The sequence below is a fragment of the Rhizobium sp. CB3090 genome (genome assembly GCF_029714285.1).
In the GTDB taxonomy this organism is placed as follows: domain Bacteria; phylum Pseudomonadota; class Alphaproteobacteria; order Rhizobiales; family Rhizobiaceae; genus Rhizobium.
The window spans coordinates 1,146,604-1,169,727 of sequence record NZ_CP121663.1 but is presented as its reverse complement, the minus strand read 5'-3'; the positions used below and the strand labels follow the sequence as shown (position 1 = coordinate 1,169,727).

Annotated in this window: 23 protein-coding genes and 2 pseudogenes; 9 read left to right on the top strand and 16 right to left on the bottom strand. The window is 58.1% G+C overall.

Annotation, left to right across the window (positions count from 1 at the left end; translation table 11 throughout):
- Positions 1-48: 48 nt before the first annotated feature.
- The 11 genes from QA646_RS24145 to QA646_RS24095 all read right to left on the bottom strand — a co-directional run bounded on the left by QA646_RS24145 (position 49) and on the right by QA646_RS24095 (position 10,842).
- Positions 49-1,032: a Tim44 domain-containing protein gene (locus QA646_RS24145; RefSeq protein WP_283059265.1), complete on the bottom strand. Its 984-nt coding sequence runs from the start codon at positions 1,030-1,032 to the stop codon at positions 49-51.
- A 116-nt stretch (positions 1,033-1,148) separates the two neighbouring features.
- On the bottom strand, positions 1,149-1,406 hold the full coding sequence (locus QA646_RS24140; protein ID WP_283059264.1) for a hypothetical protein: 258 nt from the start codon (positions 1,404-1,406) through the stop codon (positions 1,149-1,151).
- A 37-nt stretch (positions 1,407-1,443) separates the two neighbouring features.
- Complete coding sequence (locus QA646_RS24135; RefSeq protein ID WP_283059263.1) at positions 1,444-2,232, bottom strand: ABC transporter ATP-binding protein; 789 nt, start codon at positions 2,230-2,232, stop codon at positions 1,444-1,446.
- A 7-nt stretch (positions 2,233-2,239) separates the two neighbouring features.
- Positions 2,240-3,274, bottom strand: coding sequence for an iron ABC transporter permease (locus tag QA646_RS24130; protein ID WP_283059262.1), 1,035 nt, complete (start codon positions 3,272-3,274; stop codon positions 2,240-2,242).
- A 2-nt stretch (positions 3,275-3,276) separates the two neighbouring features.
- Positions 3,277-4,254: an iron ABC transporter permease gene (locus QA646_RS24125; protein ID WP_283059261.1), complete on the bottom strand. Its 978-nt coding sequence runs from the start codon at positions 4,252-4,254 to the stop codon at positions 3,277-3,279.
- 50 nt (positions 4,255-4,304) lie between these two features.
- Positions 4,305-5,225, bottom strand: a complete 921-nt coding sequence (locus QA646_RS24120; RefSeq protein WP_283059260.1) for an ABC transporter substrate-binding protein — start codon at positions 5,223-5,225, stop codon at positions 4,305-4,307.
- A 245-nt stretch (positions 5,226-5,470) separates the two neighbouring features.
- Positions 5,471-6,874, bottom strand: a complete 1,404-nt coding sequence (locus QA646_RS24115; protein ID WP_283060553.1) for an MATE family efflux transporter — start codon at positions 6,872-6,874, stop codon at positions 5,471-5,473.
- 13 nt (positions 6,875-6,887) lie between these two features.
- On the bottom strand, positions 6,888-7,955 hold the full coding sequence (locus QA646_RS24110; RefSeq protein WP_283059259.1) for a cysteine synthase family protein: 1,068 nt from the start codon (positions 7,953-7,955) through the stop codon (positions 6,888-6,890).
- Entirely contained in the window at positions 7,952-9,286 is a 1,335-nt protein-coding gene (locus tag QA646_RS24105; protein WP_283059258.1) for a Y4yA family PLP-dependent enzyme, read from the bottom strand. The genes QA646_RS24110 and QA646_RS24105 overlap by 4 nt, the downstream gene beginning before the upstream one ends.
- A complete protein-coding gene (locus QA646_RS24100) occupies positions 9,277-10,272 on the bottom strand; it encodes an ornithine cyclodeaminase (RefSeq protein ID WP_283059257.1) in 996 nt (331 codons plus the stop codon). The genes QA646_RS24105 and QA646_RS24100 overlap by 10 nt, the downstream gene beginning before the upstream one ends.
- Before the next feature lie 129 nt (positions 10,273-10,401).
- Entirely contained in the window at positions 10,402-10,842 is a 441-nt protein-coding gene (locus QA646_RS24095) for a ParB N-terminal domain-containing protein (protein WP_283059256.1), read from the bottom strand.
- Between the two features lie 407 nt (positions 10,843-11,249).
- Here QA646_RS24095 and QA646_RS24090 point away from each other — a divergent pair, with 407 nt between their 5' ends.
- Both QA646_RS24090 and QA646_RS24085 read left to right on the top strand, forming a co-directional pair.
- Complete coding sequence (locus QA646_RS24090) at positions 11,250-12,239, top strand: aldo/keto reductase (RefSeq protein ID WP_283059255.1); 990 nt, start codon at positions 11,250-11,252, stop codon at positions 12,237-12,239.
- Between the two features lie 184 nt (positions 12,240-12,423).
- Complete coding sequence (locus tag QA646_RS24085; protein WP_283060552.1) at positions 12,424-12,747, top strand: hypothetical protein; 324 nt, start codon at positions 12,424-12,426, stop codon at positions 12,745-12,747.
- Between the two features lie 203 nt (positions 12,748-12,950).
- On the opposite strand, the gene QA646_RS24080 is transcribed toward QA646_RS24085, so the two are convergent.
- Positions 12,951-13,196, bottom strand: a complete 246-nt coding sequence (locus QA646_RS24080) for a hypothetical protein (RefSeq protein WP_283059254.1) — start codon at positions 13,194-13,196, stop codon at positions 12,951-12,953.
- A 23-nt stretch (positions 13,197-13,219) separates the two neighbouring features.
- Positions 13,220-14,509 (bottom strand): isocitrate lyase, encoded by a 1,290-nt coding sequence (aceA, locus tag QA646_RS24075; RefSeq protein WP_283059253.1) that lies wholly within the window; start codon positions 14,507-14,509, stop codon positions 13,220-13,222.
- Between the two features lie 195 nt (positions 14,510-14,704).
- Between aceA and QA646_RS24070 the strand changes: the two genes are divergently transcribed.
- Positions 14,705-16,117: an XRE family transcriptional regulator gene (locus tag QA646_RS24070; protein WP_283059252.1), complete on the top strand. Its 1,413-nt coding sequence runs from the start codon at positions 14,705-14,707 to the stop codon at positions 16,115-16,117.
- Between the two features lie 54 nt (positions 16,118-16,171).
- On the opposite strand, the gene QA646_RS24065 is transcribed toward QA646_RS24070, so the two are convergent.
- Entirely contained in the window at positions 16,172-16,966 is a 795-nt protein-coding gene (locus QA646_RS24065; protein ID WP_283059251.1) for a thioredoxin family protein, read from the bottom strand.
- A 322-nt stretch (positions 16,967-17,288) separates the two neighbouring features.
- Between QA646_RS24065 and QA646_RS24060 the strand changes: the two genes are divergently transcribed.
- The gene (locus tag QA646_RS24060) at positions 17,289-18,122 is read left to right on the top strand and encodes a universal stress protein (protein ID WP_283059250.1); all 834 of its coding nucleotides are present in this window, start codon (positions 17,289-17,291) and stop codon (positions 18,120-18,122) included.
- Between the two features lie 39 nt (positions 18,123-18,161).
- On the opposite strand, the pseudogene QA646_RS24055 reads toward QA646_RS24060, so the two are convergent.
- A pseudogene (locus QA646_RS24055) lies at positions 18,162-18,407 on the bottom strand (helix-turn-helix domain-containing protein); the annotation flags it as partial.
- Here QA646_RS24055 and QA646_RS24050 point away from each other — a divergent pair.
- The 4 genes and pseudogenes from QA646_RS24050 to QA646_RS24035 form a co-directional block, all read left to right on the top strand.
- A pseudogene (locus tag QA646_RS24050) lies at positions 18,408-18,607 on the top strand (hybrid sensor histidine kinase/response regulator); the annotation flags it as partial.
- A gap of 204 nt (positions 18,608-18,811) precedes the next feature.
- Positions 18,812-19,237, top strand: a complete 426-nt coding sequence (locus QA646_RS24045) for a universal stress protein (protein ID WP_283059249.1) — start codon at positions 18,812-18,814, stop codon at positions 19,235-19,237.
- A 327-nt stretch (positions 19,238-19,564) separates the two neighbouring features.
- A complete protein-coding gene (locus QA646_RS24040; RefSeq protein ID WP_283059248.1) occupies positions 19,565-19,924 on the top strand; it encodes a hypothetical protein in 360 nt (119 codons plus the stop codon).
- Between the two features lie 264 nt (positions 19,925-20,188).
- Positions 20,189-20,524: a hypothetical protein gene (locus QA646_RS24035; protein WP_283059247.1), complete on the top strand. Its 336-nt coding sequence runs from the start codon at positions 20,189-20,191 to the stop codon at positions 20,522-20,524.
- Positions 20,525-20,658: 134 nt separating this feature from the next.
- Here QA646_RS24035 and QA646_RS24030 read toward each other — a convergent pair whose 3' ends face one another.
- Positions 20,659-21,396 (bottom strand): DUF995 domain-containing protein, encoded by a 738-nt coding sequence (locus tag QA646_RS24030; RefSeq protein WP_283059246.1) that lies wholly within the window; start codon positions 21,394-21,396, stop codon positions 20,659-20,661.
- A 376-nt stretch (positions 21,397-21,772) separates the two neighbouring features.
- Here QA646_RS24030 and QA646_RS24025 point away from each other — a divergent pair, with 376 nt between their 5' ends.
- Entirely contained in the window at positions 21,773-22,960 is a 1,188-nt protein-coding gene (locus QA646_RS24025) for a helix-turn-helix domain-containing protein (protein WP_349254264.1), read from the top strand.
- Positions 22,961-23,124: the final 164 nt, after the last annotated feature.

The following is a 23,124-nucleotide window of genomic DNA, read 5'->3' as shown; positions in this document are numbered from 1 at the left end:
ATCGTTGCTTTCCGGGCACGATGAGGCATTGAGCCTGCCGAGGCAGGCTCAAGCATTATGGAGTTCCGTTCCCTGGATAGCGGAAAGCTTCCAGTCCGAACCGGGCTTGCGCACGAAGGTCCAGATCTCGGTGGTCTCGGACGCATTGCGATCGTCGCCGTCGACAACCCGGCCCGTCGCACGGTCGAGTAGCGCATCGATGCTCGAATAACGCATGGCGAGGGTGGCATAGTCGGTATTGCCCTCGCGCCAGGCTTCCGAGATATCGCCCTGCAGCAGATGAACGTTGGTGACGCTGTTGCGAACGCCCTTGGTCGCGTTTTCTCCAAGCTCCTCGGCAAGATAGGACATTGCCTCCGGCGTGGTAAGACGGCGCAGGCTGTTGTAATCCTCAGCGCCATAAGCCGACTGGACTTCCGTCAGAAGCTGTTCGAAACGGTCGAGGTCGGCCTGCGACAGCCCGATCTCGTCATTCGCCTTTCTTTGCTGCGTGGGGCTGGCAGCTCCGCCGCCGATCGTCGGAATGGCGAAGGAGGAGGGCCGCGACGCGTTCATATGATAAGGCGTGTTCGATCCCGATGCGGAATAGGAGGTTTGCTGCCGGTTTGCGAAAAACCGCATGGCGAGGCTGATGGCCGCAATGATCAGGCCAATCTGCAGCAGCAGGCCAAGGAAGCCAAAGCCGCCGCCGAAGCCGTGTCCGAGCAGCATGCCGAGAAGGCCGCCCGCGATCAATCCGCCGAGCATCGACCGGCCGAAACCGTTGAACAAGCTGGGACGCGGCTGCGCATTGATCGGCGATTGCGTTGCGGTCTGCGGCCGCGGCGTCATGGTCCGGTCGATGGGAGCTGCCTGCGTCGGAGCGGTGCGCGTTATCGCCGGAGAGTCAAAGGTTCTGGTTCCACGGCTGCCAAATCCACCGAAGCCGCCGGCCCGCCGTGCATCGGCATCGCCGAAGCTTGCAAGGGTGGTGGCAACGGCGAGAGCGACGATGACTGCTAGCTGCGTGAAACGCGGAACTGCACCAAGCATTGTTTCTCCTGTCCTTAGGCAGAAAGACGATTTGCAGCTATATATAGGAACGCTGCTTGCGATTAACAGTTGGCGGAAAAGCCCGCTCCTGGAAGATGTAAGGTCATTGTTCTCCGTCAGCCGCGCTGCCAACGGGAAGAAGCGGAATGGAGCACCGAGGAAATCAGAGCCTTCCGGCGTAGATCGCCTATCGCGGCATCCGCCAATTCCTTGCAGAGAGGCTCATCGGCGCCATAGCCGGAAACGGATTGCTTTTCGGGGGCGGTGCGAACGGGCAGGTTGCCCAAAAGCCACCGAAGCATCGGCATGCGAATCAGAAGTTCAGCCAGGAAACCCTTGGAGGATGCGTTCGAATCATGATCTTCCGGATACATTTCCAAAGCCTCCCAAAGCCCCGTGACTCCGCCTGTCCTAGTGATACCGATGCGCAAGCTCGACATCGAAATGCGGGGGCGCATCGGAGGTGATCGGCACGAAACGGCCTTTCACCCGGAAGACCTTTTCGATCAGCCCAGTGTCGGCCAGTACCTTTGGATCGCCGTCAAAGACCAGATTGCCCCTATCGAGCAATGAGATCTGATCGCAAACGGACATTGCCTGGTTGAGGTCGTGGATCGCCATGATGATGGTGACGCCTTTTTCCCGGCTGAGCCGATAGACAAGATCGAGGACTTCCACCTGGTAGCCGATGTCGAGAAATGACGTCGGCTCATCGAGAAGCAGGATTCGTGCTTCCTGTGCAATCGCCGCCGAGATCCAGGCCCGCTGGCGCTCGCCGCCGGACAATTCCCGCAGGCTCCTGTCGGCGAAACTATGAAGGCCGGTGCTTTCCAGGGCCCAGCGAATGGCATCTTCGTCCCGCGGGCCGTAGTTCCGGAACAGGCCGACATGTGCGAAGCGACCTTGCCTCACCAGTTGCGCCACGGTCATCTCGTCAGGTGCGGCCGGCTGCTGCGGCAGAAATGCAAGGTGCCTTGCCAACTGCCGGCGCGACATGGAGGTGATCGGTCTGCCGTCGATCTCGGTGTTGCCTCCCGCCGGTTTGATCAGACCGGAAAGGGCTTGGAGGGCCGTGCTCTTTCCGGAGCCGTTGGGTCCGATCAGCGCACGGATCTCGCCTGGCCTGAAGGAGAGATTGAGAGCCTTCAGTGCTCTTCGAGCACCATAGGCGACGGACAGGCGGGAGCAGGACAGCAGCATGGCATCCTCATGGGGTTTTGCGCAGAAGCGCGATGAGCACGGGAACGCCGCAGATCGCCGTGACGATACCGATCGGGATTTCGTCGGCCTGCCCGATGAGCCGGCCGACAAGATCTCCGAGGGTTACGGTCACGGCGCCGAGGGCGATCGTCAGAGGCAGAACGAGGGCGGTGCGCTTGCCGGCCAGAAAGCGGGCAAGGTGAGGGACGATAAGCCCGATGAAGACGATGGGTCCGACCGTGCCAACCGCGCTTGCCGCAAGCGCGCAGGACAAAAGCAGCGCAAGCGAAAATTGCCGCCGGTAGGAAAGCCCGAAGGACCGGGCCGTGGAAACATCGAAGCGCAGCAGTTCCAGCGGCCTTCGGATCATGGGCAAGACAGCGAGACCGGCAATCGTATACGGAAACAGGAAGGCGGCATGTTCCCAACTGCGCGCATAGAGACTGCCGGAAAGCCATTCCAGTAGCACTTCAATCCGCGCAGAGCCCCAGCCTGCGATCAATCCGATGGCTAGCGCCTGTAGCACGGCTCCCACCGCAATGCCGCAAAGCGTGATGCGAAGCGGTCCAAGGTCGAGACGAAAGGCCAGCATATAGATGATGCCGCCTGCCAGAAGACCGCCCACCGTGCCGACGGCCGGCAGCCACTCAAGGGGAAGTTCGGCGACGGTCGTCGATCCGGTATAGTGAATATAGACTGTGAACAGCAGGAAGACGGTGACTGCGAGCGTTGCCCCCTGCGAGACACCCATGATCGAAGGATCGGCCAGCGGGTTGCGGGTAACGCTTTGAAGAATAAGGCCGGCAACAGCGAGATGAATGCCAGCCAGTATACCCGTCACAATTCGGGGCAGGCGGATATCCATGATGACCGATTGCGCCTGCTGCGAACCGTGTCCCGTGAACACAGCGATGACATCCGATGGGGGAATATCGGCCACGCCCACAAACACCGCCAGCATGAACGAGAGGAGCGCGATGAAGATAAAGGCGAGCAGGAATCCGGTGCTGCCGGTGTTTCGGAGCGACAGAGAAGTGGCCATGCTCACGCTTCTCCCTTGAAGGAGAAGTTGCGGCTTTGCACGAGGTAGATGAACAACGGCCCTCCTATCAGCGCCGTGACGATGCCAACCGGAAGTTCTTGGGGAGCGGCAACGCTTCGCGCAATGACGTCGGCGACAACCACCATCAGGCCGCCGATGGCCGCGGTGAGCGCAATCGTCCATCCTGGACTTTTCGGCCCCAAAAGCCGGGCGATATGCGGCGCTGCCAACCCGACGAAGGCGACAGGACCTGCCACGGGCGTCACGCCCGCCACCGGCAAAACTGCGAGAAGAAGCAGCAATGGCTTCCAAAACGAGAGCTGCAATCCCATCCCGGCCGCCGCCTGCTCGCTAAGGGCGAGAAGTCCGATCACGCGCTGGCATGCCAATGCGCCGGCGGTGCCAAGAAAAACCCAAGGTGTCATGTATGCGAGCTGCGTCCACGAACGTCCCTGAAAGCCGCCGGCCAGCCAGAAAAGCAATGACGGCACCTGCGGTCCGCTCAACAACAGGATGTAGGTCGTGACTGCGCTGAGGAACAAAGAAATGCTGACGCCGCCAAGGGCCAGATGCAAGGGGCGTCCTCTGCCTCCGCGTGAGACCCAGAAGGTCAACAGCGCAGCCGCCAAACCGCCCGCCAGCCCGACCAACGGATAATATGCGGACGAAAGCCACGGCATGAAAACGAAACAGAAAACGATCGGTGTCACCGCTCCGGATATCACGCCGGTCAGGCCCGGCCCGGCGAGCGGATTGCGGGTCAGTGTCTGCAGCAGATAACCGGAGACGCTGAGACCGGCGCCTCCGATGTAAGCCGCGAGGCTGCGCGGCAGCCGCAATGTCCATACGACAATGGAATCGATCTTCCCGTCGGGCTCGAACAGAACCGTCCAAAGAGCTCGCGGCTGAAGCGGCTTTGCGCCGATCAGAAGCCCGCCGACAATCACGATCGCGGCAACGGCCACGATCGTGATTGTCATCACCAGCGATCGAAGATCATTGCGTGGCGGCTGAGCAGCCGCGATCCTCATCAATTTTGCAGCTCGGTCGGGATCAGCTTCGCCGCCTCCGCCTTGACGTCGACGGCAGGGAAGGTGTCGGGGTAGAGGTAGTGGGCGGCCTCACGCAGCACCAGCTCACGGCCGATCGGACCATTGGTCTCCACCCATTCGTCACCGACATAGTGCACGCGACCGTTCTTGACGGCCGAGAGCTGTTTCCAGATGGGATTATTCTCGTGCGGACGATCCGGGCCGCTGTCATAGACGAAGATCACCTCCGGATCTTTTTCCAGCATCGTTTCGAGGCTGAGCTGTTCGCCGAAGCGGCCGTCCTTCGTCATCGGGCCAACGATATTGTCGCCTCCGAGCGCTGCAACGATCGATGCTGCCGTGTTTTCGGTATGGAAGGAGAAGGGGGTATCGCCCGCCCACATGATCTGGAAACGCGGGCGCGTGTTCTTCGGCGCCTTTGCGGCGAACTCCTCGAGATCCTTCTTGAAAGCGGCGTTCAATTCTTCGCCGCGCTTCGGATTTCCGAACAGCTTCGAAAGGTCGGCGACCTCCTGATAGCTTTGGCTCAGAAGCTCCATATTGTAGGCGATATAGGGCGCGATCTTTTCGAACTGTGGGGCATTGCCGACGGTGTAGCGTTTCATGGCAATGATAACGTCGGGCCGAACTTCCGACAGCAATTCGAGATTGGGCTTCGCCCGTTGTCCGATCTGCTTCATGTCCTTCGTCAGGCCGAGAAGGAAGTCCGGTTCGCGTCCGGCCGTCATGTAGGTGGTCGCGACAGGCTTGATGCCGAGGGCAAGCGCGACATCGACCGCAAGGTAGGAAACCGAGGCGATCCGCTTCGGGTTGACCGGGGCCTGCACGGTCACACCGCGATCATCCACGATCGAAAGAGTCTTTTTGTCCTCGGCAAAAGCGCCACCCGAGGTCAACATGACAATAATGCTTGCAATATTAAATACGCCCAACGCGCGCCGCCTCATGGGGATATCCTCCAGTTCAGTATTTGTTACAACATGACGTTTCGTTGGCAGACGCCGTCTCCCAGCCGCTTGCAAGAAGCGGCGTCTCGACGGTCTGGCCGTAAAACTTGACTATATTACTCTGCTTAGCGATAAAACATGATGATTACAATCATATTTTATCGCGGTATGCGGGAAAATTGCCCGCGTCGGGCTCGCTAACTGGCACCTTGATATTCAGCGTCTTGCAGCGAAGCCGATGCCGTTCTGAGGTCGGTAACGAAACGCCACCACAGCAAGAAGCTGGTGGCTCCGAATCCGAGGCAAAGGCCAAACCAGATGCCATAGCTGCCCCAGCCGATCCAATATCCGCAGACCGCCATAGCGGGGATGCCGATCAGCCAATAGCCGATCAGCGTATTTGTCAGCCCGGCCTTCGTGTTTCCAAGCCCGCGCAGCAGTCCGATGCAGATGTTTTGCGACCCCTTGAAGAATTGATGCGCTATGGCGAACCAGAGCAGCGTGGTCGCCGCGGAAAGCACGGTCGGATCGGCCTCGTCACCCAGGAAGGGGCGCAGCACTGCCTGCGGAAGCAGGACGTAGAGAAGGCCAACAGCCGTCATGAGGGAGAAGCTGATCGTGAAGGTGCGCCTTGCGATCGCACCGATTTCACCGGCCTGGCCCTTTCCGGCCGTGCGGCTCACCAATATCGATGATCCCTGAGATAGTCCGATATTGGCCTGATAGACGATATAGGCGAGCTGATTGACGATGTTGGAAGCGGCGAGAGCGACCGGACCGAAGGTACCCATGAAAACGGTCGCGATGGAGGTAATTGCCGCTTCGGAACCATAGGTCAAAGCGATCGGCGTTCCCATCCTGGCGATTTTTCTTATCGTCGCGGGCTGAGCCCGCCATCCGTCCAGTGCGAGAAGGGCGTTCAGTTTTTCATCCCGCCAGACAGTCCGCAGATAAACGAAAAAGGTCCATATCTGGACAAGCGTGGTTGCCAGACCGATGCCCGCCAGGCCGAGCTTCGGCAAGCCAAGCCATCCGTAAATGAAAGCGGCATCGAGCAGAGCGTTGACGGCGATCGAGAGGATCGTAACCCACAGGAGGGAGCCGGCGCGGCGCATTCCCACCGCAAACTGACGCAAAACATTGAGCCACAGCATGGGCAGCAGGCCCGGTGCGAGCGTCAGCATGATTGGTTTCGCAAGCTCGACGACCGCGCCGCTCTGCCCGAGAAAGACCAGGCAATAGCTGAGAGCGACGAGGATGATGCCCGCGACAATCGCAACGATCGTTGCCAGCATCATCGATGCCCGCAGCAGATCGCGAACTTCGTCATGCGTTGTGGTGTCGATGGATGAGGTTCCGGTTCTCTTTTCTCCTCGTCCCACGGAGGCGGCAATCATATTGCCGACGCCCGTCACCATGCCGACGCACATTGTACGCAGTTGGTTGTAGAGCAGGATCGCAAGGCCGCCCGCAGCAACGGCCTGAACGCTGATGAAGCCCATCATCAGGAGGTCAGTGCTGGTAAGGGCGACCTGAGCGAACTGAATGCCGGCAATGGGGGCAGCGAGCGTGACGATGTCCCGATAGTTTCGAAATTGCATTGTGGCCACGTCGTTATGCTCCCACCGCTGCCGCAGTTCGAGAGGCGAGATATATCGATTCACGGTATGCATCGAAAAGCCTATGCAGTCGCCGATGTGCCGTCTCGTCAAACAGATGGCGTTCCCGAAGCCAGTCGTCGTCGTAGATGGTGTCGAGATATTTTTCGCCGGCGTCGCAGACCAGAACCACCATCGTGCTGTTCGGCTCGATGAGGGCCAGACGTTTGAGCGCCACATGGATGCCGGCACCCGCGGTCCCGCCGACAAGCATGCCCGTTCGGCGAGCGACGACCCGGGCTGCCGTGAATGCTTCGATGTCTCCGACCGTCAATCCCTCATCGATCAGAGCATGATCGACGTTGGGGCCGACGGTAAATCCGCCCGGTGCGCCGGCGCCAGTCTGCCAATATTTGCCAGGCCGGCCCCCGAAGATGATCGATCCCGTCGGTTCGACACCGATGCTCGTGACTTGCGAGCCGAGGCGGCGTAGTTCCCTTACCGTTCCGCATAGGGTGCCGCCGGTGCCGACCGCGCCGACGAGATAGTCGATATCCGTACCGAGGTCGCGGAGCAGTTCGGCCGCCAAGCCGACATAGCCATTGTTGTTGTTGGGGTTGTAGTGCTGATCCGGCCAGAATGCGCCGGTTTCCTCGGCGATTTCTCCCGCGATGCGCCGCCGCTCGACAGTGCTGGGGCCGTCCCCCTTGCTCTCGGCAAAAACGAGATCGACGCCCATGGCCCGCATCGCCCGAAGCTTGTCGCGCGATGCGTGGCTGTCGACGACAGCGGTAAACTTATAGCCCCGCTCGACTGCTGCAAGCGCCAGACCCGTTCCGGTATTGCCCGAGGTTGGCTCGACGATGCGGCCGCCCGGCTTCAGCTTTCCGTCCCGCTCAGCCGCTAGGATCATTTCCCGTGCCATCCGAACCTTGCAGGTTCCGGTGGGGTTGAACTGTTCCAGCTTCAGCAGCAATCGGCTGCCGGATCCGGTTCGCGCAAGTTCCAGCAGGGGCGTATCGCCAATCAGCTCGGAGCATGTCGTTACCACGCGTTCAGCAGGCCGGCTAATGTGTCTGGTCATTGATCCATCCTCCAGGTGAAACGCTCGCCCTGCCGGGTCACAACAATTTTCGGCGGCAAGGCGAGTTGGTGAAACTCACTCTCGTTCTTGTCCATCTGATAGCCGGCTGTGTTGGGATAAATGATCAGATCGCCATACCGAGGGGTCGCGGGAAACGCGATCTTGCGCCAGGTCAGAACGTCGTATTCCATGCAACTGGAGCCGCCGATCGCGGCGCGAATGGGCTCCTGGGGACGGGCCGCTCCTCTTTGCACCAGAATAGGGGTCGGCAGAAATTCGCTGTTTTTCCACTGTTCCGACAAGCTCATGCTGAGGCCGGCTACGGTTACGATGCCGTGTTCCGCATTGCGCTTGAAACTCTGCACCGGAAAGACCGTGATCCCTGCACCGTCGAGAAGCGCCCGTCCCGGCTCGAGATACAATTGCACCTCCGCAGCGATGAGCTTCGATGCAAGCGTCCCTTCAGAGTCCGGGCTTTGCAGGATCGCGTCGAGCATGGCGGCGCCGGTGGGAGCCTGGTAATAGGGATAGAAGTGGTTGAAGCTCTTTCCGGCGTGAAACTCGGCCGGATCGATCGTTTCCTTAAAAGCCTTCCACTCCTCTTCTTCGACATAGGCGCAGGCAAAGCCTCCGCCGATGGAAGTGGCGGTTGCCGGAAAGCCCTGTCGGCGTGCTTCCAGGCATTGGTCGATCAATATCGACGCCAATTCGGCGCGCGGCTCTACCGCATAACCATCGAGATGGAAGGAAAAGCCATCCATGATCAGGTGGCGTCTGGCCTTCGCGCAGCGCTCCAACGCGACGCGAAGGTCATTTGAGTTCAATCCGAAGCGGCTGTTCTGCCCGGTGGGCGGCAGCACCCGCAGCAGGATGCGCAAGGGAGCGGTTTCCGCCGCGATATCGATTGCCCGTTCCAGTTCATCCAGGGCGTCGATGGCAACGGTGGCACCGTGGCGGCAAGCCAGCCAAAGGAGATCGTTGCTTTTGGCGGCGCCCGTCACGCCAATATCCTCGCCGAGGATTCCATTGGCGAGCGCATGAACAAATTCGGGCAGACTGGCGACATCGACCGATCCGCGTAGTCTTGCGACTTCACGCAGCCATGCGCCCGCCTTGTTGGCTTTCTTGCCGAAATAAACGTGTCCCGTCACGTTTCTTTCCCGCAGAACGTCTTGGAAGGCCGCCAGATTGTCGGCAAAGCTCTCGGGATGGATGATATGAAACGGGCCATCCGTCGCGCGGTGAATCTGGCTCAGCAGCTCAATGTCTTGCCTGACGGCAATCGCCCAGGCCTGTTCCCGGGCGCGCATCGAATTGATCACTAGCTCCATAGTTCGACCCGCTTGCCGCGGCCGGCGGCAATCCCTCTGGTGGCCAATGCGTGAGCAACTGGGATATCGGTAATGATCATGCCGCTGCTGAATGCGAATACCCGGTCTTCCTGACTGTTACGCCCGGGTTTGCGGCCAGCGACGATATCAGGCAGCTCGGCATCGATCTTGGCGATGCCCTCCGTGCCGGCGAGCCGCTTTCCGGTCACGCCCAACTGACCCTCGTTCGTGGCGATCGCATAGTCGGCATCGTGCAATGCACCCGCCTCGACCCCTTTGCTGGCAACCGAGATCAACAGGCCGCCGGGCTTGAGCCACTTGGTCTGGATTTTGGGGTGGGCGGCGCGGCCGGAGGCGGCCACCACGATGTCGGATGCGGCGACCGCCTCCGGGACGTCCTTCACCAACTCGATCTCACGATCGGGAAAATACTTGACAAATGTGGAAAGGCTCGCCGCAAGCCCGTCGGGATGCGTGCCAAAGAGGCGCAGGGTTTGCAGGCGGGGCAGGGCGGTCAGAAGATAGGGCAGCGTATTGATACCCTGCGCGCCTGTCCCGAGCATCAGCGCCGATCGTGCGTCCTCCTTGGCGCAATGTTTGGCAATGATGGCGGTTGTGGCCGGCGTGCGCGAACCGCCGACACGATGGCAATCCATGAAGGCGAAGGGAAGTCCGGTCGTATCGTCATAGAGGCTGATCGTGGTGTAGTATTTTTCAGCGCTTTCGCTGCCTTGGCGATAGGAGGTCTTGAACCCGACTTGTTCGAGCGCACCGTCATATCCCAGCATAGAATAGGAGACCGCGTCCCGCTGTTCATTCGGCAGCGGCATCATAAGCTTGGTCGGGCAACGCGATTGTCCCTCAGCATAGGACAAATAGGCATCTTCGACGAGCCGAATGACCTCTGCCGGTGGCAGTTCGATATCCGATAAATCAGAACGCGTGAGGATATGGATGGCAGGCGTATGCATGAACGTCTTGGTCATCGTCGATGCCTTTCGATGTTGCCGATGTGATGTGAGGAGCAAAAGGGTGCCCGTTGAGCGAGCGCGTCGATTTCGCTCGTCCATTATCGCGGCGGAAGGATCCGCGTTGGGCTGTTTGGCGCTCTCCCCTTAAGAAGGAGCCATTGAATGTTTGGCGCTTGGGGCAGGGTCGGGATGCCGAAGCTCTCCCAGGGGGATGTCGCAAGCCGGAGGCGGGCTTTCGAAAATGTGGCGCGTCGTCTTGCAGGGGAATTTTCGGCCGCTGCGCGCCATCTCGAAAATCATGTCGGGCGTGATTGTTTCACCTTGCCGCCATGCCTCCACCCGAACGGTGTCGTAGTCCAAAAGAACAACCGGGAGCACTTTGAAGTCAAGGCGTTGCGCAATGGTGAGCCTGTGGTGCCCGTCCATGACGAACCAATCGCCCCGATGGACGGTGATCGGTCGCGTCCACCGGCCGGATTGCACGATCTCCTGTTCGAGCTCGACGACTCTGTCGCCATCGATTTCTTCGGTCGGAATGAGCTTCCGGGGGTCGAGAAGCTGGTATTGAACAATGCTCGTCTTCATTCATGTCTCCCCGAATCACGGTTCGCGAAAACGCGAGCCAGATCGTTTATGAGCGGGAACTTACACCCTTTTAAGCTGCAGTCAACAAAAGATGATTAAAATAATCAAGATTAGAATAGAACTAAGAATGTCTCTAAAAACAGACTGTTAGAATCTGGCTAACAAAATGATAACAACTAAGGATTGTTTGTGCGGTTGTATGAAAATGAGTCAATATCGGGGTTGGTCGTAACATCCATATTGCATGGATATGCGGCGCCGTCGATGATTTCGGGCAAGCGCGCTCACCGTCGTTGCGCTTCAATGCCGACAGGCGCTGTCCTCGACGAAGCTGACGGGAAGGTGATTGTCTTTGCAGTCGCTATGGGCCTATGTTGCCGCATCCTTTGTCCCTTAGGAATTGCGCCATGGAATATCGTCGTCTTGGAAAATCTGGCCTGCAGGTCAGCGAGTTCTCGTTCGGATCATGGGTTACCTTCGGCAGGCAGGTCGAGGGCAGCGATGCAGTCAGCCTGATGGCGCGAGCCTATGACAGCGGCATCAATTTCTTTGACAATGCCGAGGGTTATGAGAGCGGCAAGTCCGAAGTCGTTATGGGTGAAGCCCTGAAAACCCTCGGTTGGAGCCGCGACAGCTTCATCGTTTCCAGCAAGGTGTTCTGGGGTGGTGAGAAGCCGACACAAAGGGGTCTATCGCGCAAGCATGTCACCGACGCCGCTCACGCTGCATTGAAGCGGCTGCAGGTCGATTATCTCGATCTCTATTTCTGCCACCGGCCCGACATCGACACTCCGATCGAGGAAACGGTTCGTGCCATGCACGACCTCGTGACCCAAGGCAAAATCCTCTATTGGGGCACGTCGGAATGGTCGGCCCAGCAATTGACTGAAGCTTATGCCGTGGCACGCGACCTGCGCATCACGCCTCCGACGATGGAGCAGCCGCAATACAATATTTTCGAACGCCAGAAGGTAGAAGGCGACTACCTGCCGCTTTACGAGCTGATGGGTCTGGGCACCACGATTTGGTCGCCGCTTGCATCGGGCGTTCTGACCGGCAAGTACAACAAGGGCGTGCCCAACGACAGCCGTATGAACCTGCCCGGTTATGAATGGCTGAAGGAGAGGTGGGCGAGCGAAGCCGGTCGCTCCCGGCTTGCTCAGGTGGTGGAATTGGCGAATCTCGCGGAAGAGATCGGCATTTCGATCACCCATCTTGCGCTGCTCTGGTGCCTTTCGAACCGCAACGTATCGACGGTCATTCTCGGCGCATCGCGCATGAGCCAGCTAGAAGACAATCTGGCGGCGCTGGCACACAAAGACAAGCTGACGCTTGAGGTGTTGGCCCGTGTCGACGCCATCGTCGGAAACAAGCCGGCTGCCCCGCAGAGGTTCTGAGATCTGTGGGCAACCCGCGAAGTTTGCGACAGGAATATCATCATGACCACTTCGAGATTTCGATGAATTAAATCGAAACGACGCGTTCACGCCACATTCAGGCGAACATTATCATGTTTGAAAGCGTTCCTTACCTGAGTCGAAGACTTGAATCGAATGGCGTAAGGCGTCGAAGGTGGTCATGATGAAAAAGACAGTTCTCTCGGTTTTCCTTGCTGCTGGGTTTGCAGGCAGCGCACTATTCTCTGGCGGCGTCGCTCAAGCGCAGCAATATGATTGGCGCGACAGGCCGCCCCCGTATCACCATCATCATCATCATCATGATGGAAATGTCATCGCTGGCGGCGTGGCTGCCGGGCTTATTGGCGGATTGATCGGCGGCGCCATCGCAAATGGCGGAGGGTACGAGCCTGCACCGCCGCCGCCGAGGTGCTGGTATGAGAGCCGCCCGGTTCAAAACGAATATGATGACGGATATCATTACGAGCGTATGCGCGTCTGCGATTGAGAGCCTTCCTCTCGCCCAAGGGCTTGAAGGCCTGACAACAGGCTCTCGATTGCCGAGGCCGGTTGTCGCAGCCGAAATGCGGGATGTTTTCTATAAAACACCTCAGAACGCCTCGCTTTCAGTGGTTTCACCAGAGAAAGCGGGGCGTTGCAGTTTGAAAAGAGTGACCTTGGTGCGTTCAAATGAACGCAGAGCCCTCTAAATTAGTCTGTGTGAGAGACGTTGGCGACGATGACGGGAGTAAGCAGGTCGCCCCAGTTGCCGTTGCCGCTGTGATGGCGGGCGGAGCGGACCAGCTCGACGGAGACGCCCGCCTCGACCGCATCCATAACGACCTGATTGAGCCGATGGAGCTCGTTGGCGAGCATGCGGATAACAGCCTGTTGGTCTGCATTCATGGTGGAAGACTGTTCTTCCGTTCTTTCGCTGATGCGTGCGATGGATGCCATTGTCGTTCTCCTCCGATTGATAGTTATTCCGCAGCCGGCTTGAATTGTGCGTGCTCGGTCGATTCATGCATGGCGGTAGTCGAAGACTGGCCGCCGGTGATTGCCAGCGAAACGGCATCGAAATAGCCGGTGCCGACTTCGCGCTGGTGCTTGGTGGCGGTATAGCCGTTGGCTTCCGCCGCAAACTCCGCTTGCTGCAGTTCCGAATAGGCCGCCATCTGGCGTGTCTTGTAGCCGCGAGCAAGCTCGAACATGCCGTAGTTCAGCTGATGGAAGCCCGCGAGCGTGATGAACTGGAACTTGTAGCCCATCGCCCCGAGTTCGCGCTGGAACTTTGCGATCGTCGCGTCGTCGAGATTTTTCCTCCAGTTGAAGGATGGCGAGCAATTATAGGCGAGCAGCTTGCCCGGATGCGCCCGATGCACGCCCTCGGCGAATTTGCGTGCCTGCTCCAGATCCGGCTTCGATGTCTCGCACCAGATGAGGTCGCAATGCGGGGCATAGGCGACGGCCCGGGTGATACAGGGTTCGATGCCATTCCTGACCTGGTAGAAACCTTCGACAGTGCGGCCGGCATCGTAATCGACGAAGGGACGGTCGCGCTCGTCGATATCGGAGGTCAGAAGCTTGGCTGCCTCGGCATCCGTGCGAGCGATAACCAGCGTCGGCACACCCATGACGTCCGCTGCCAGACGAGCGGCATCAAGATTGCGGATATGGGCGGCAGTCGGGATCAGAACCTTGCCGCCGAGATGGCCGCATTTCTTTTCCGAAGCGAGCTGATCTTCGAAATGGACACCGGCGGCACCAGCTTCGATATAGGCCTTCATGATTTCGAAGGCGTTGAGCGGCCCGCCGAAACCGGCTTCCGCATCGGCAACGATCGGCGCGAACCAGGTTTCGACCGACAGCCCCTTGCCTTCGGCAGTCTCGATCTGATCGGCGCGCTGCAGCGTGCGGTTGATGCGCTTTGCAAGCTCCGGCCCGGCATTGGCCGGATAGAGCGACTGGTCGGGATACATGGCGGACGCTGTATTGGCATCGGCTGCGACCTGCCAGCCGGAAAGATAGATCGCCTTCAAACCCGCGCGAACCATCTGCATGGCCTGATTTCCGGAGAGCGCGCCGAGTGCATTGACGAAATCCTCCTCGTGGACGAGCTGCCAAAGACGGTTTGCTCCCAACTCGGCCAGGCTATGGCGAATGGAGACCGAGCCGCGCAGGCGGCTGACATCTTCAGCCGTATAGGGCCGCTTTATGCCGTCGAAACGGCCAGCAGGCGCCGATGAAACGAGTTTGTAAAAATCAGTCATAGAGATTTTCCTTCTCCCAAGCTTTCGTATTGCTGATGTGACTAAATTTACATTGCAGTGCGATATAGGGCCAATGAAAATAGCGAAAACGCCGATCGAAAAGGGTTAGGATGTATTGTGCTTGACAAAGCCATGCAGTAAATTTGTCAAACTTGTAAATCTTGCGGTTGGGCAAATTTGTAAAAGGAATGACAGATGGCTGAGCGCAAGATCTTCGCCGGACCGCGTATGCGGCGCATCCGCAACAGCCTGGGTTTGACCCAGACGGCGATGGCGCAGGCGCTGGAAATTTCGCCTTCCTATCTCAATCTGATCGAGCGCAATCAGCGGCCGCTGACTGTCCAGCTTCTCTTGAAGCTGTCTTCGGTTTACCGGGTCGATCTGGATGAGCTCCAGGGCGAGGCCGGCGGCAGCGCCGGACAGTTGCGCGAGGTCTTCGCCGATCCGCTATTGGCGGGTGAGATCCCGGGAGAACAGGAGCTGATCGAGGTTGCCGAAGCGGCGCCGAATGCCGCGAATGGTATGATCAAGCTTTACCGCGCCTATCGTGAGCAGGCGGCGCGGCTATCCGATCTGGCAGAGCTTCTCGCGCGGGAGGGGCATATTCCGGCACTCGCCGGCCCGCGCCTGCCGCTCGACGAAGTACACGACAAGCTGCAGCATCGTCCGAATTTCTTTGCCGGGATCGACGATGCGGCAGAGGCTTTTCATGCGAGACTGACGCAGGGAGACGATCTGGTCGCGGCGCTGAAGGCATGGCTTCGCAGCGAGCACGGCATTGCTGTGCGCACGCTGCCGGTCCACGCCATGCCCAATCTGCGCCGGCGCTACGACCGCCACTCGATGCGGCTCTTTCTGTCGGAGCGTCTGTCGCCGTTCGACCAACTGCAGGAGATTGCGACCGAAGTCTCGCTGCTGGCGCTGCGCCAGGAAATCCACGCCGAGCTCGAGCCGCTATCGCTATCCACGCCGGAAGCGAGCCGTATCGCCCGCTTCGAACTGGGGCGCTACGCCGCTCATGCGCTGATGATGCCCTACGGCACCTTCCACAACGCGGCGCAGCGTTTGCACTACGATATTGACGGGTTGCGCGCCCGTTTCGGCACGTCCTATGAACAGGCAGCCAGTCGCTTGACGACCCTGCAGCGGCCGGGTGCGGCTGGCATTCCTTTCTTCCTGATGGAGATCGACGGGGCAGGGCACCGGCTGCGCAAGGTGGGCGCTCAAGGCTTTCCGCAAGCGCGTTTCGGCGGCGGCTGTCCCAAGCTCAACGTCCATGCGGCCTTCGCACAGCCTGGGCAGATCCTGGTCGAAGCGGCCGAAATGCCTGACGGCACCGGCTTTCTGACGATATCGCGCACGATCGAAGGTCCGCAGGCCAATTTCGGCGAAAGGGTTCGCCGCACCGCGCTTCTCCTCGGCTGCGATCTCGGATTTCGGGAGGAGATTGTTTATGGCAAGGCTCTCTCGGCCGCTCCGATCGCAATCGGCGCGGCCTGTCGTCTCTGCGAGCGTCAGGGTTGTCTAGCAAGGGCCGAGCCGCCGGTGACGCGGCCGCTCGGGCTCGATGAAATGGCTGCGGGGCTCAGCGTCTTCGACTTCCAGTGAGTCCGGCAATTTTCGACGTGGCTGCCTGTCCCCGATTCAACGGAACAGGCCCGTTCATGGATTCTTGCCAGCTTGTTCTTTTCGGAACGCCGCCTCGCCGGCATCGGATACCTCGACCCACTTCTTGTCGGGCGCTGCGTCCGCGACGTAGCTGTCGTGCCAGTTCCACCACTTGTAAGTCGGCGTCTGGGGATAGCCCTCGGGCGAATCCTCCCAGACCTCCTGCCGGCCCAGCGGCGTAATGTCGAGGTAGTTCCAGGTGCCTCCCATCTGTTCATCGCCGCGATTGTTGATGAAGTAGGTGCGGAATACGCGGTCGCCGTCACGATAGAACACGTTCGTGCCGTGCCATTCGCCGACGCCGAAGTCGGCATCGAAGCTGTCCGTGATGGTAACCCATGGTATTTCCTCCCAACCCATCCGCGCCTTCAGCCGCGCGATATCCGATTGCGGCGCGCGCGAGACGAAGACGAGGGTGGTGTCACGCGCATTCAGATGTGCGACGTGGGCAACCTGGTCGGCCACCATGGAGCAACCCCGACAGGCCTGGTCGGGCCAGCCGAACACTCCCGGCTCGAAGAAGGCGCGGTAGACGATCAGTTGGCGCCGGCCTTCGAACAAATCGAGCAGGCTTACCTTGCCGGCAGGCCCCTCGAACGCATAATCCGTCTTCACGGCCATCCATGGCATTCGCCGGCGCTCGGCGGCCAGGGCGTCACGGGCACGAGTCTGCTCCTTTTCCTTTAGGAGCAATCGCTGGCGGGCCGCCTCCCATTCCTGTGACGACACGACCGGGGGAGTGTGCATAGGCTGTCCGCCATTCCGTCCGTTTTCGGCTGATGTAGTCATGGTTTCGAAATCTCCTGGCTTGGGCGAATTTCCGTGTCTCAGAGGCGCGATTTCATTCGCCGGTTAATGCTCGTTGTTTGTCGTGAGATAGTCTGGCACCGGAGAGCGAACAGTGGGAGTAACAAGTGTGGCGGCATTCCGATGGAGCCGCTGATTGCAGTCCTACGCATGAAGCACATCAAGCCATTGGACGCTGAGGATGGGGCCACGAAGCGGCGCAACATTCCAGCCGTTGTCCACGTTCTTGACCAGGATCAAGGTGGAGCGCCAATATCGGGCTAAATTCGCATTGATCGGATAATTCCAAACGCGAGGTGTGGCTATGCGAGCCAAAACCGTCTTAAGCATCATAGGCATCAATCAAGACAACGAGGATCTGCGTTCGGCTATCGAGCTCTGCCGTGCAGCCGGGGCACATCTTTCCGTGCTGGTGACGGCGCTTGCGATCGCTCCTGTCGGCGGATACGGCGAAATCTCCTCGTCAGCATGGGCTGAAGAACGCGAGCGCGAGTTGCAGAAGCTTGGCCAGCAGGCTGAAACCGCAAAAAATCTACTGCAATCCAGCGATATTTCGTTTGATGTGGACAGCCTGTTCACGGAATACGGATGGATCGAGAATGAAATTGGCGAGCGCGCTCGCTACGCCGACTTGACGCTGGTCGGCGGCGGTCTCTTGGCTCAGGACGATATGCGGTGGCGCATATTGAACGGTGCGCTGTTTCACTCACCGGCGCCGATCCTCGTTGTACCGAAAGGGCGTTTGGCCTCGCTTCAGCCGCGTGTGGTGCTTGTCGCCTGGGACTCCCGCAACGAGGCAAGTCACGCCGTCCGCGCCGCAATGGAGCAATTGACGACGGCCAAAAACGTGCATGTCGCTATCGTCGATCCACACGCATCGACCCGCGGCAATGGCGAGGAGCCGGGCGCAGATATCGCCGCCTTCCTTGCGCGACACGGCGTCCATATCTCAGTCGATATCCTGGCGGGTGGCGGCAGGACGACCGCCGACGTCCTGCGGCAGCATGCCGTGGATATTGGCGCCGAATTGATCGTGCTGGGTGCTTATGGACATTCGCGCATGCGGGAGCGGATTTTCGGAGGAACAACGCGTTCCATGCTTGAGGCCACACCCGTTCCATTGATGATGACGCGATGACACGAAAACGAAAGGTGTCGTGCCTCGTAAAGGGCAGGATTAAACCTTGCCGGTGAACATATAGCCGACCCCGCGTATCGATTTGATCAATTGCGGATGTTTGGGGTCTGTTTCAATCTTTTTGCGCGGCCGTGCGATCTGGGCATCGATCGTCCGGTCAAAAGCTTCCAGATTGCGACCGCGGATGAGATCCATCAGGAATTCGCGGCCGAGCACGCGCCCGGCATGCCGGACGAAGACGACGAGCATATCGAATTCGCCCGTCGTCAATTCGACTTCGCTGCCGACCTGACCAACCGGCACAAGATTGAGGAGGAGATGCGGCAGGCTCAAAAAATGGATGCCGTCGGCCAGCTTACGGGGGCCTGGCGCACGATTTCAACAATTTGCTCACGGTCATCAGCGGCAATCTGGAAATGATCGAAGGCAAGCTTCACGATGAGAAGCTGTTGTCGCTGCTGTCCGAGGCGCACGCGGCTGCCGAATACCGCCCATGAACTCGCCATTCGCCTGCACGAACTGCTGGATTGATCCATTGAGGAATTGTGCACGCCTCTCGGCCTATGCTTAAGCAACAGCTTCAAAATATATATACTGAACGCGGACCGATTTCTGAAACAAGCACATGCTCTGGGATTTCGAACCGAATTTGTCGGCGGAAGCGGCAGAGATTTCTTCTGAGGTGACATATGTACAGGACGATCATCTGCGCCGTAGGTCTTGGATCACGGGAAAGGGCAGAACATCTGGTACGTACGGCTCAGGCGTTTCTCGAAGCCGATGGAACCTTGCATGTCGTTCATATCGTGGAACGTTTTCCTTCCGTTGTTAATCAGGAACCGGACGATTGGGCCATCTCGGTGATCGACGAAGCTGAGAAAAAGCTGTCACAGCTCTGCAAGCAGTTGCAGGTTCCGGCACTTATCCATGTTCGCGTGGGGCGTGCCGCCGATACGATCCTGGCAATTGCGGCTGAAACCAACGCGGATTTGATCATTGTCGCGGCCCATAAGCCCGATGTCCTCGATCGCGTCTTCGGGTCGACCGTCGACGACATCATGCATCACGCAAAATGTCGCGTGCATATCGACCGGATTTCCGGGGCGAAACAATGAAGATTGAAGGTATCGCACGCGGATTCTTGGATCGGCTTGAAATCTGGTCTTGGAAAAATTCGATGTAAGGCTCATAGTGCCGACGCTGGATGATGGTTACGCCCGACAAGAAGGGCGGCGGCTTCGATGCACGCTCCACCCCAGTAGCCGTTTCCCGCCACCAGATGTCGGGCATGCGGATCAGCACTATGATTACCTGCCTGTCGTTCTTGATCTAGGGAACGCTTACAAAAGACTTCTCGTTGGAAGGCAAGCGCCATCATTTGCGCGGCTTGAGAAGCCTTCAATGAGGACGCCGGTGAAAATGAATTCCACGGGAGGAAAACGATGCTGACAACAGATCGGGAATGCCGGAGAGGTGGAGAGCGATTTGCAATGCCGACGCTCGGTGAAATCGAGGGAAAACTCATAGTTTCGGAAGTCGTCGCCGCAAATTGCCTGCGTCAGCTCCTCGCCGGACCAGAGACTGAACCGTTGTCCTCGATAAGGCGGGGGATCAAACAAGCGCTTCAAAGTCGGTGCAAGAAGTCAGGACTTTGCGGCGAAGACACCGATGCCGCGGTTGAGTATGCTTTTCAGCTACTCGATGCAGCCGTAGAGGCTGTCGGCAGCAACCAGTCCAAACTGGATTCCAACGGGCGTGAGAGCGTCCATCAACTGAACCGCATGGCGGCGTCACCGCAATAGCTGACGAAAACAACAGTAAAACAGTAACGCGATTCGCGTAGTAGGCTGGCATGCAGGTGGCTAAACCAATGTCCGCCGAAGTACGAATGTGGCTGCAGGGATATGGATATCCGTGCAGCCCCTAATAAGTTTGTGCACGCTTCCATCGCCGCAACGCCAAAATGCCGTTCGCCTCGTAAATCTTAAGTCCGGTCGCGGATGTTCGTTAAACGTCCTGAAATACATCCTGCTTTAAAATAATTCCAAATTATGGGGAGATTTGGGATGTTTTCTGACAGTAGAATGGGGATTTTTCTGCGATTTGATAGGCTTAAACGAGAAAAATTTAAAGTAATACGGCGCTTGAAGTTGCGGGAGATAGTGCGGCTCGCGTTGATCGCCGCCTTTTGTGCAGCCGTCCCGATGAACATGGCCGTCGCACAATCAATCCCGGCAGAGCAGGGAGCTCAAAACGTTACAAAGCAATCAGATGCAAAGAAGAAAATAATCAAGAGCAAAAGCGTTTCGGCAAAATTCGCAAGGCCGATTTATCTCGGTGGGGCGCCGTACATTTGTACGCCAAGCGGCTTCGGACATACGTCAAAATGCTTCTTGAGGTGAGCGGCTTCCTCACTCACCCGAGCGCCGAATTGGCTTTGTGGCAAAGCCAGAGAAGCCGTCCGTTCTGCTCCTGAGTGAGCACAAATTCAGACGGCTTCGTGAAACAGGATCAATGACCTTCTGGAATGCTCGATCTATTTGTTTTCCGACAATTTGATCCGCATGCGATCGTATCCCGCTGTCGCATAATCGCCCGGCCGCACCTTGTTGTATTCATCGTCGGCCTTGGCCGGCCTTGTTTTGAAGGGATACCAATCTCCGTCGGGTTCGCGCTTCTGGAATATGATATTGCCTTTCCTCCGATGACTGAAACACGTCACCGCCAAGGCATTTCCCGTCTTCGCGTACCATGTGGCCCTGAAGCAGAGTTTGCCCGGATCCGTCACAAACCAACGGCCAACCCCGTATGAACCTGTTCCTTCGCCAGACCAGGCCTTGAATTCGCGCCCTTTCGCCGCAAAATAGCCCGCGCCGTCTTTCCAGATCCAAGTGCGATTGTAATAGAGCTGAAACACATCCTCAGCAGTCAGCGATACTGACTTGGCTGGCGGTTTTGTCATCTTATTTTGCGCGGTATTGGCGGCAAAGGCGCAGGTGCTGATCGCACCAAAAGCGCTCAATAGGAACAGCGTTCGGAATACAGTCACTGGTTTTCCTCCTGTCTGTTGATTATCGGTCGGCGAATGAATTGCGACAGATCGGCTTTGCAAGAATTGGAATTCCGACCGTCCGTTCACCGATTTGAGCAGCTTGCGGTTGATCTTGCAAGCTGCTGGTTCTTTTGCAGCAGCATTTGATCCTTTCTTGCAACAGCAGGTTATTGCCGCCGCGTTGTATGCAAACATGAATGAGGAGGGACAGCGGTTCTCCAAACCATCGCCGCGTTGCCAATGATTACAGCATCGAACGATAGGGACGAACTGCGTTCCGCGATCCCTAGATAAGACTGGTTCTTGAACTGGATATGCCCGTTCGCGGGCTATTTTCTTGCCGTACGGGATTGAGCTTGGATTTGCGGCCCAAGGCGGTAGCCTCAGGTCGTCGAGGTGTTTATTCTAATGTCGTTGATGATTCTCAAGAAGACGTACCGGCGTTGGCGCGAAATTTCGGCGGCGAGAACGGATGGTACTTTCCCCGCCAGATTGAACAGATATATGTGCAGTCCATCATTAACGATTTGGTTTTAAATCATTTGCTGATAAAGACTTCAGGTGGTACAAAAAGCCTCCCGAAAGTTGTGAGGAAACATTGCCTGACTCACCTCAGAAAGGGCATTCGCCACAGGTTCCCGTCGAAAGGCAAAATGACGGGCAGGCGGCCACGCACCCCACTGTCCAGGTCGAGCGCCGGCGTTGGCCTCGGTCGTCGGATATTGTTCAAGAAGCAAGTCCGCCTTTGCCGCCGGCCCTTACACCTCTGCGGTTTTCCACCCACGACTTGCCGCCGGGCGATCAATTCGCAGCCTGGCAGGCGTATTTGGCTCCTTTAATAGATATCAGACTGCCGGATGGTGTATCGGAGGAAACAGGCTTCCCCGCCGATCATACAGCCTGGAATCTCGGCGGCATGCTTGTCGTCCAGCAATCGGCGCCTGCGCATTCTTATTCTCGTACAGCGGCAAAGCTGCGGTCCAATTCAATCGACCATTGGCATATCGTGCTGTTGCGGAACGGCGGGAGTTGGACAGAGGTTGATGGAAACGTATCGAAGGGTGAACCCGGTCGCGTGGAACTGAGGTCCTTGGGTCATCCGTTCAGAGGAAGGGCTACCGACTCGCGAAGCCTCTCGGTCTATCTGCCGCGGGAACTGTTTTTGGACGTGCCCGCTTTCAACGAAATCAAAAGCAACACGATATTCTCAGATACCTACGCCAAGCTGCTGATCGATTATCTCGACAGCGTCGAGGCGAAGCTATCCAGCATGACTGCGGCAGACCTTCCCCGCGTCGTGCAAACGACCCACGATATGCTGGTGACATGCATTTCGTCATCGGCTGAACATTCCGGACCTGAAAAACATCAGAGCAATTTAGCCCTGATGGAGCGCGTGCGCCGCTTCGTTCAGCGTAACTTGAGTTCGCAGGATCTCACACCGGATACGCTATGCCGGGAACTTGGCATTTCTCGTACTCGGCTCTACCAATTGTTCGAGTCGAGCGGCGGCGTGCTTCATTATATACAAAAACGTCGCCTTTTTTCGGCGCATGTCGCACTCAGCAACACCGTCAACCGACAGCAGATAGTGGAAATCGCCGCCGAGGCCGGTTTTGCCTCTGCTGCCCACTTCAGTCGGGCCTTTAGCAAGGAGTTTGGTTATACGCCTCGCGAAGCCCGAAATATCGCCGCGCCACCCTTCCTTGCACGCCCAGTTTCACCCATGGACGCGAAGGATAGCGCAAACCCCTTCGGCGATTGGCTGAATTCCCTCGGACACTAATAAGAACGGAAATAAGAGCGGAGCTGCTGCTGGCTGGGATTCTGTCTCCAGAGCCAGCGATGACCGACGGTCAACCCTTCATCTGACCAGATCTCCCCCAGCAAACCATTGTGATCCGGTGCTGTCCCGAAAATCGTGACTGGCTTGTATGAGCGGTTGCAAAT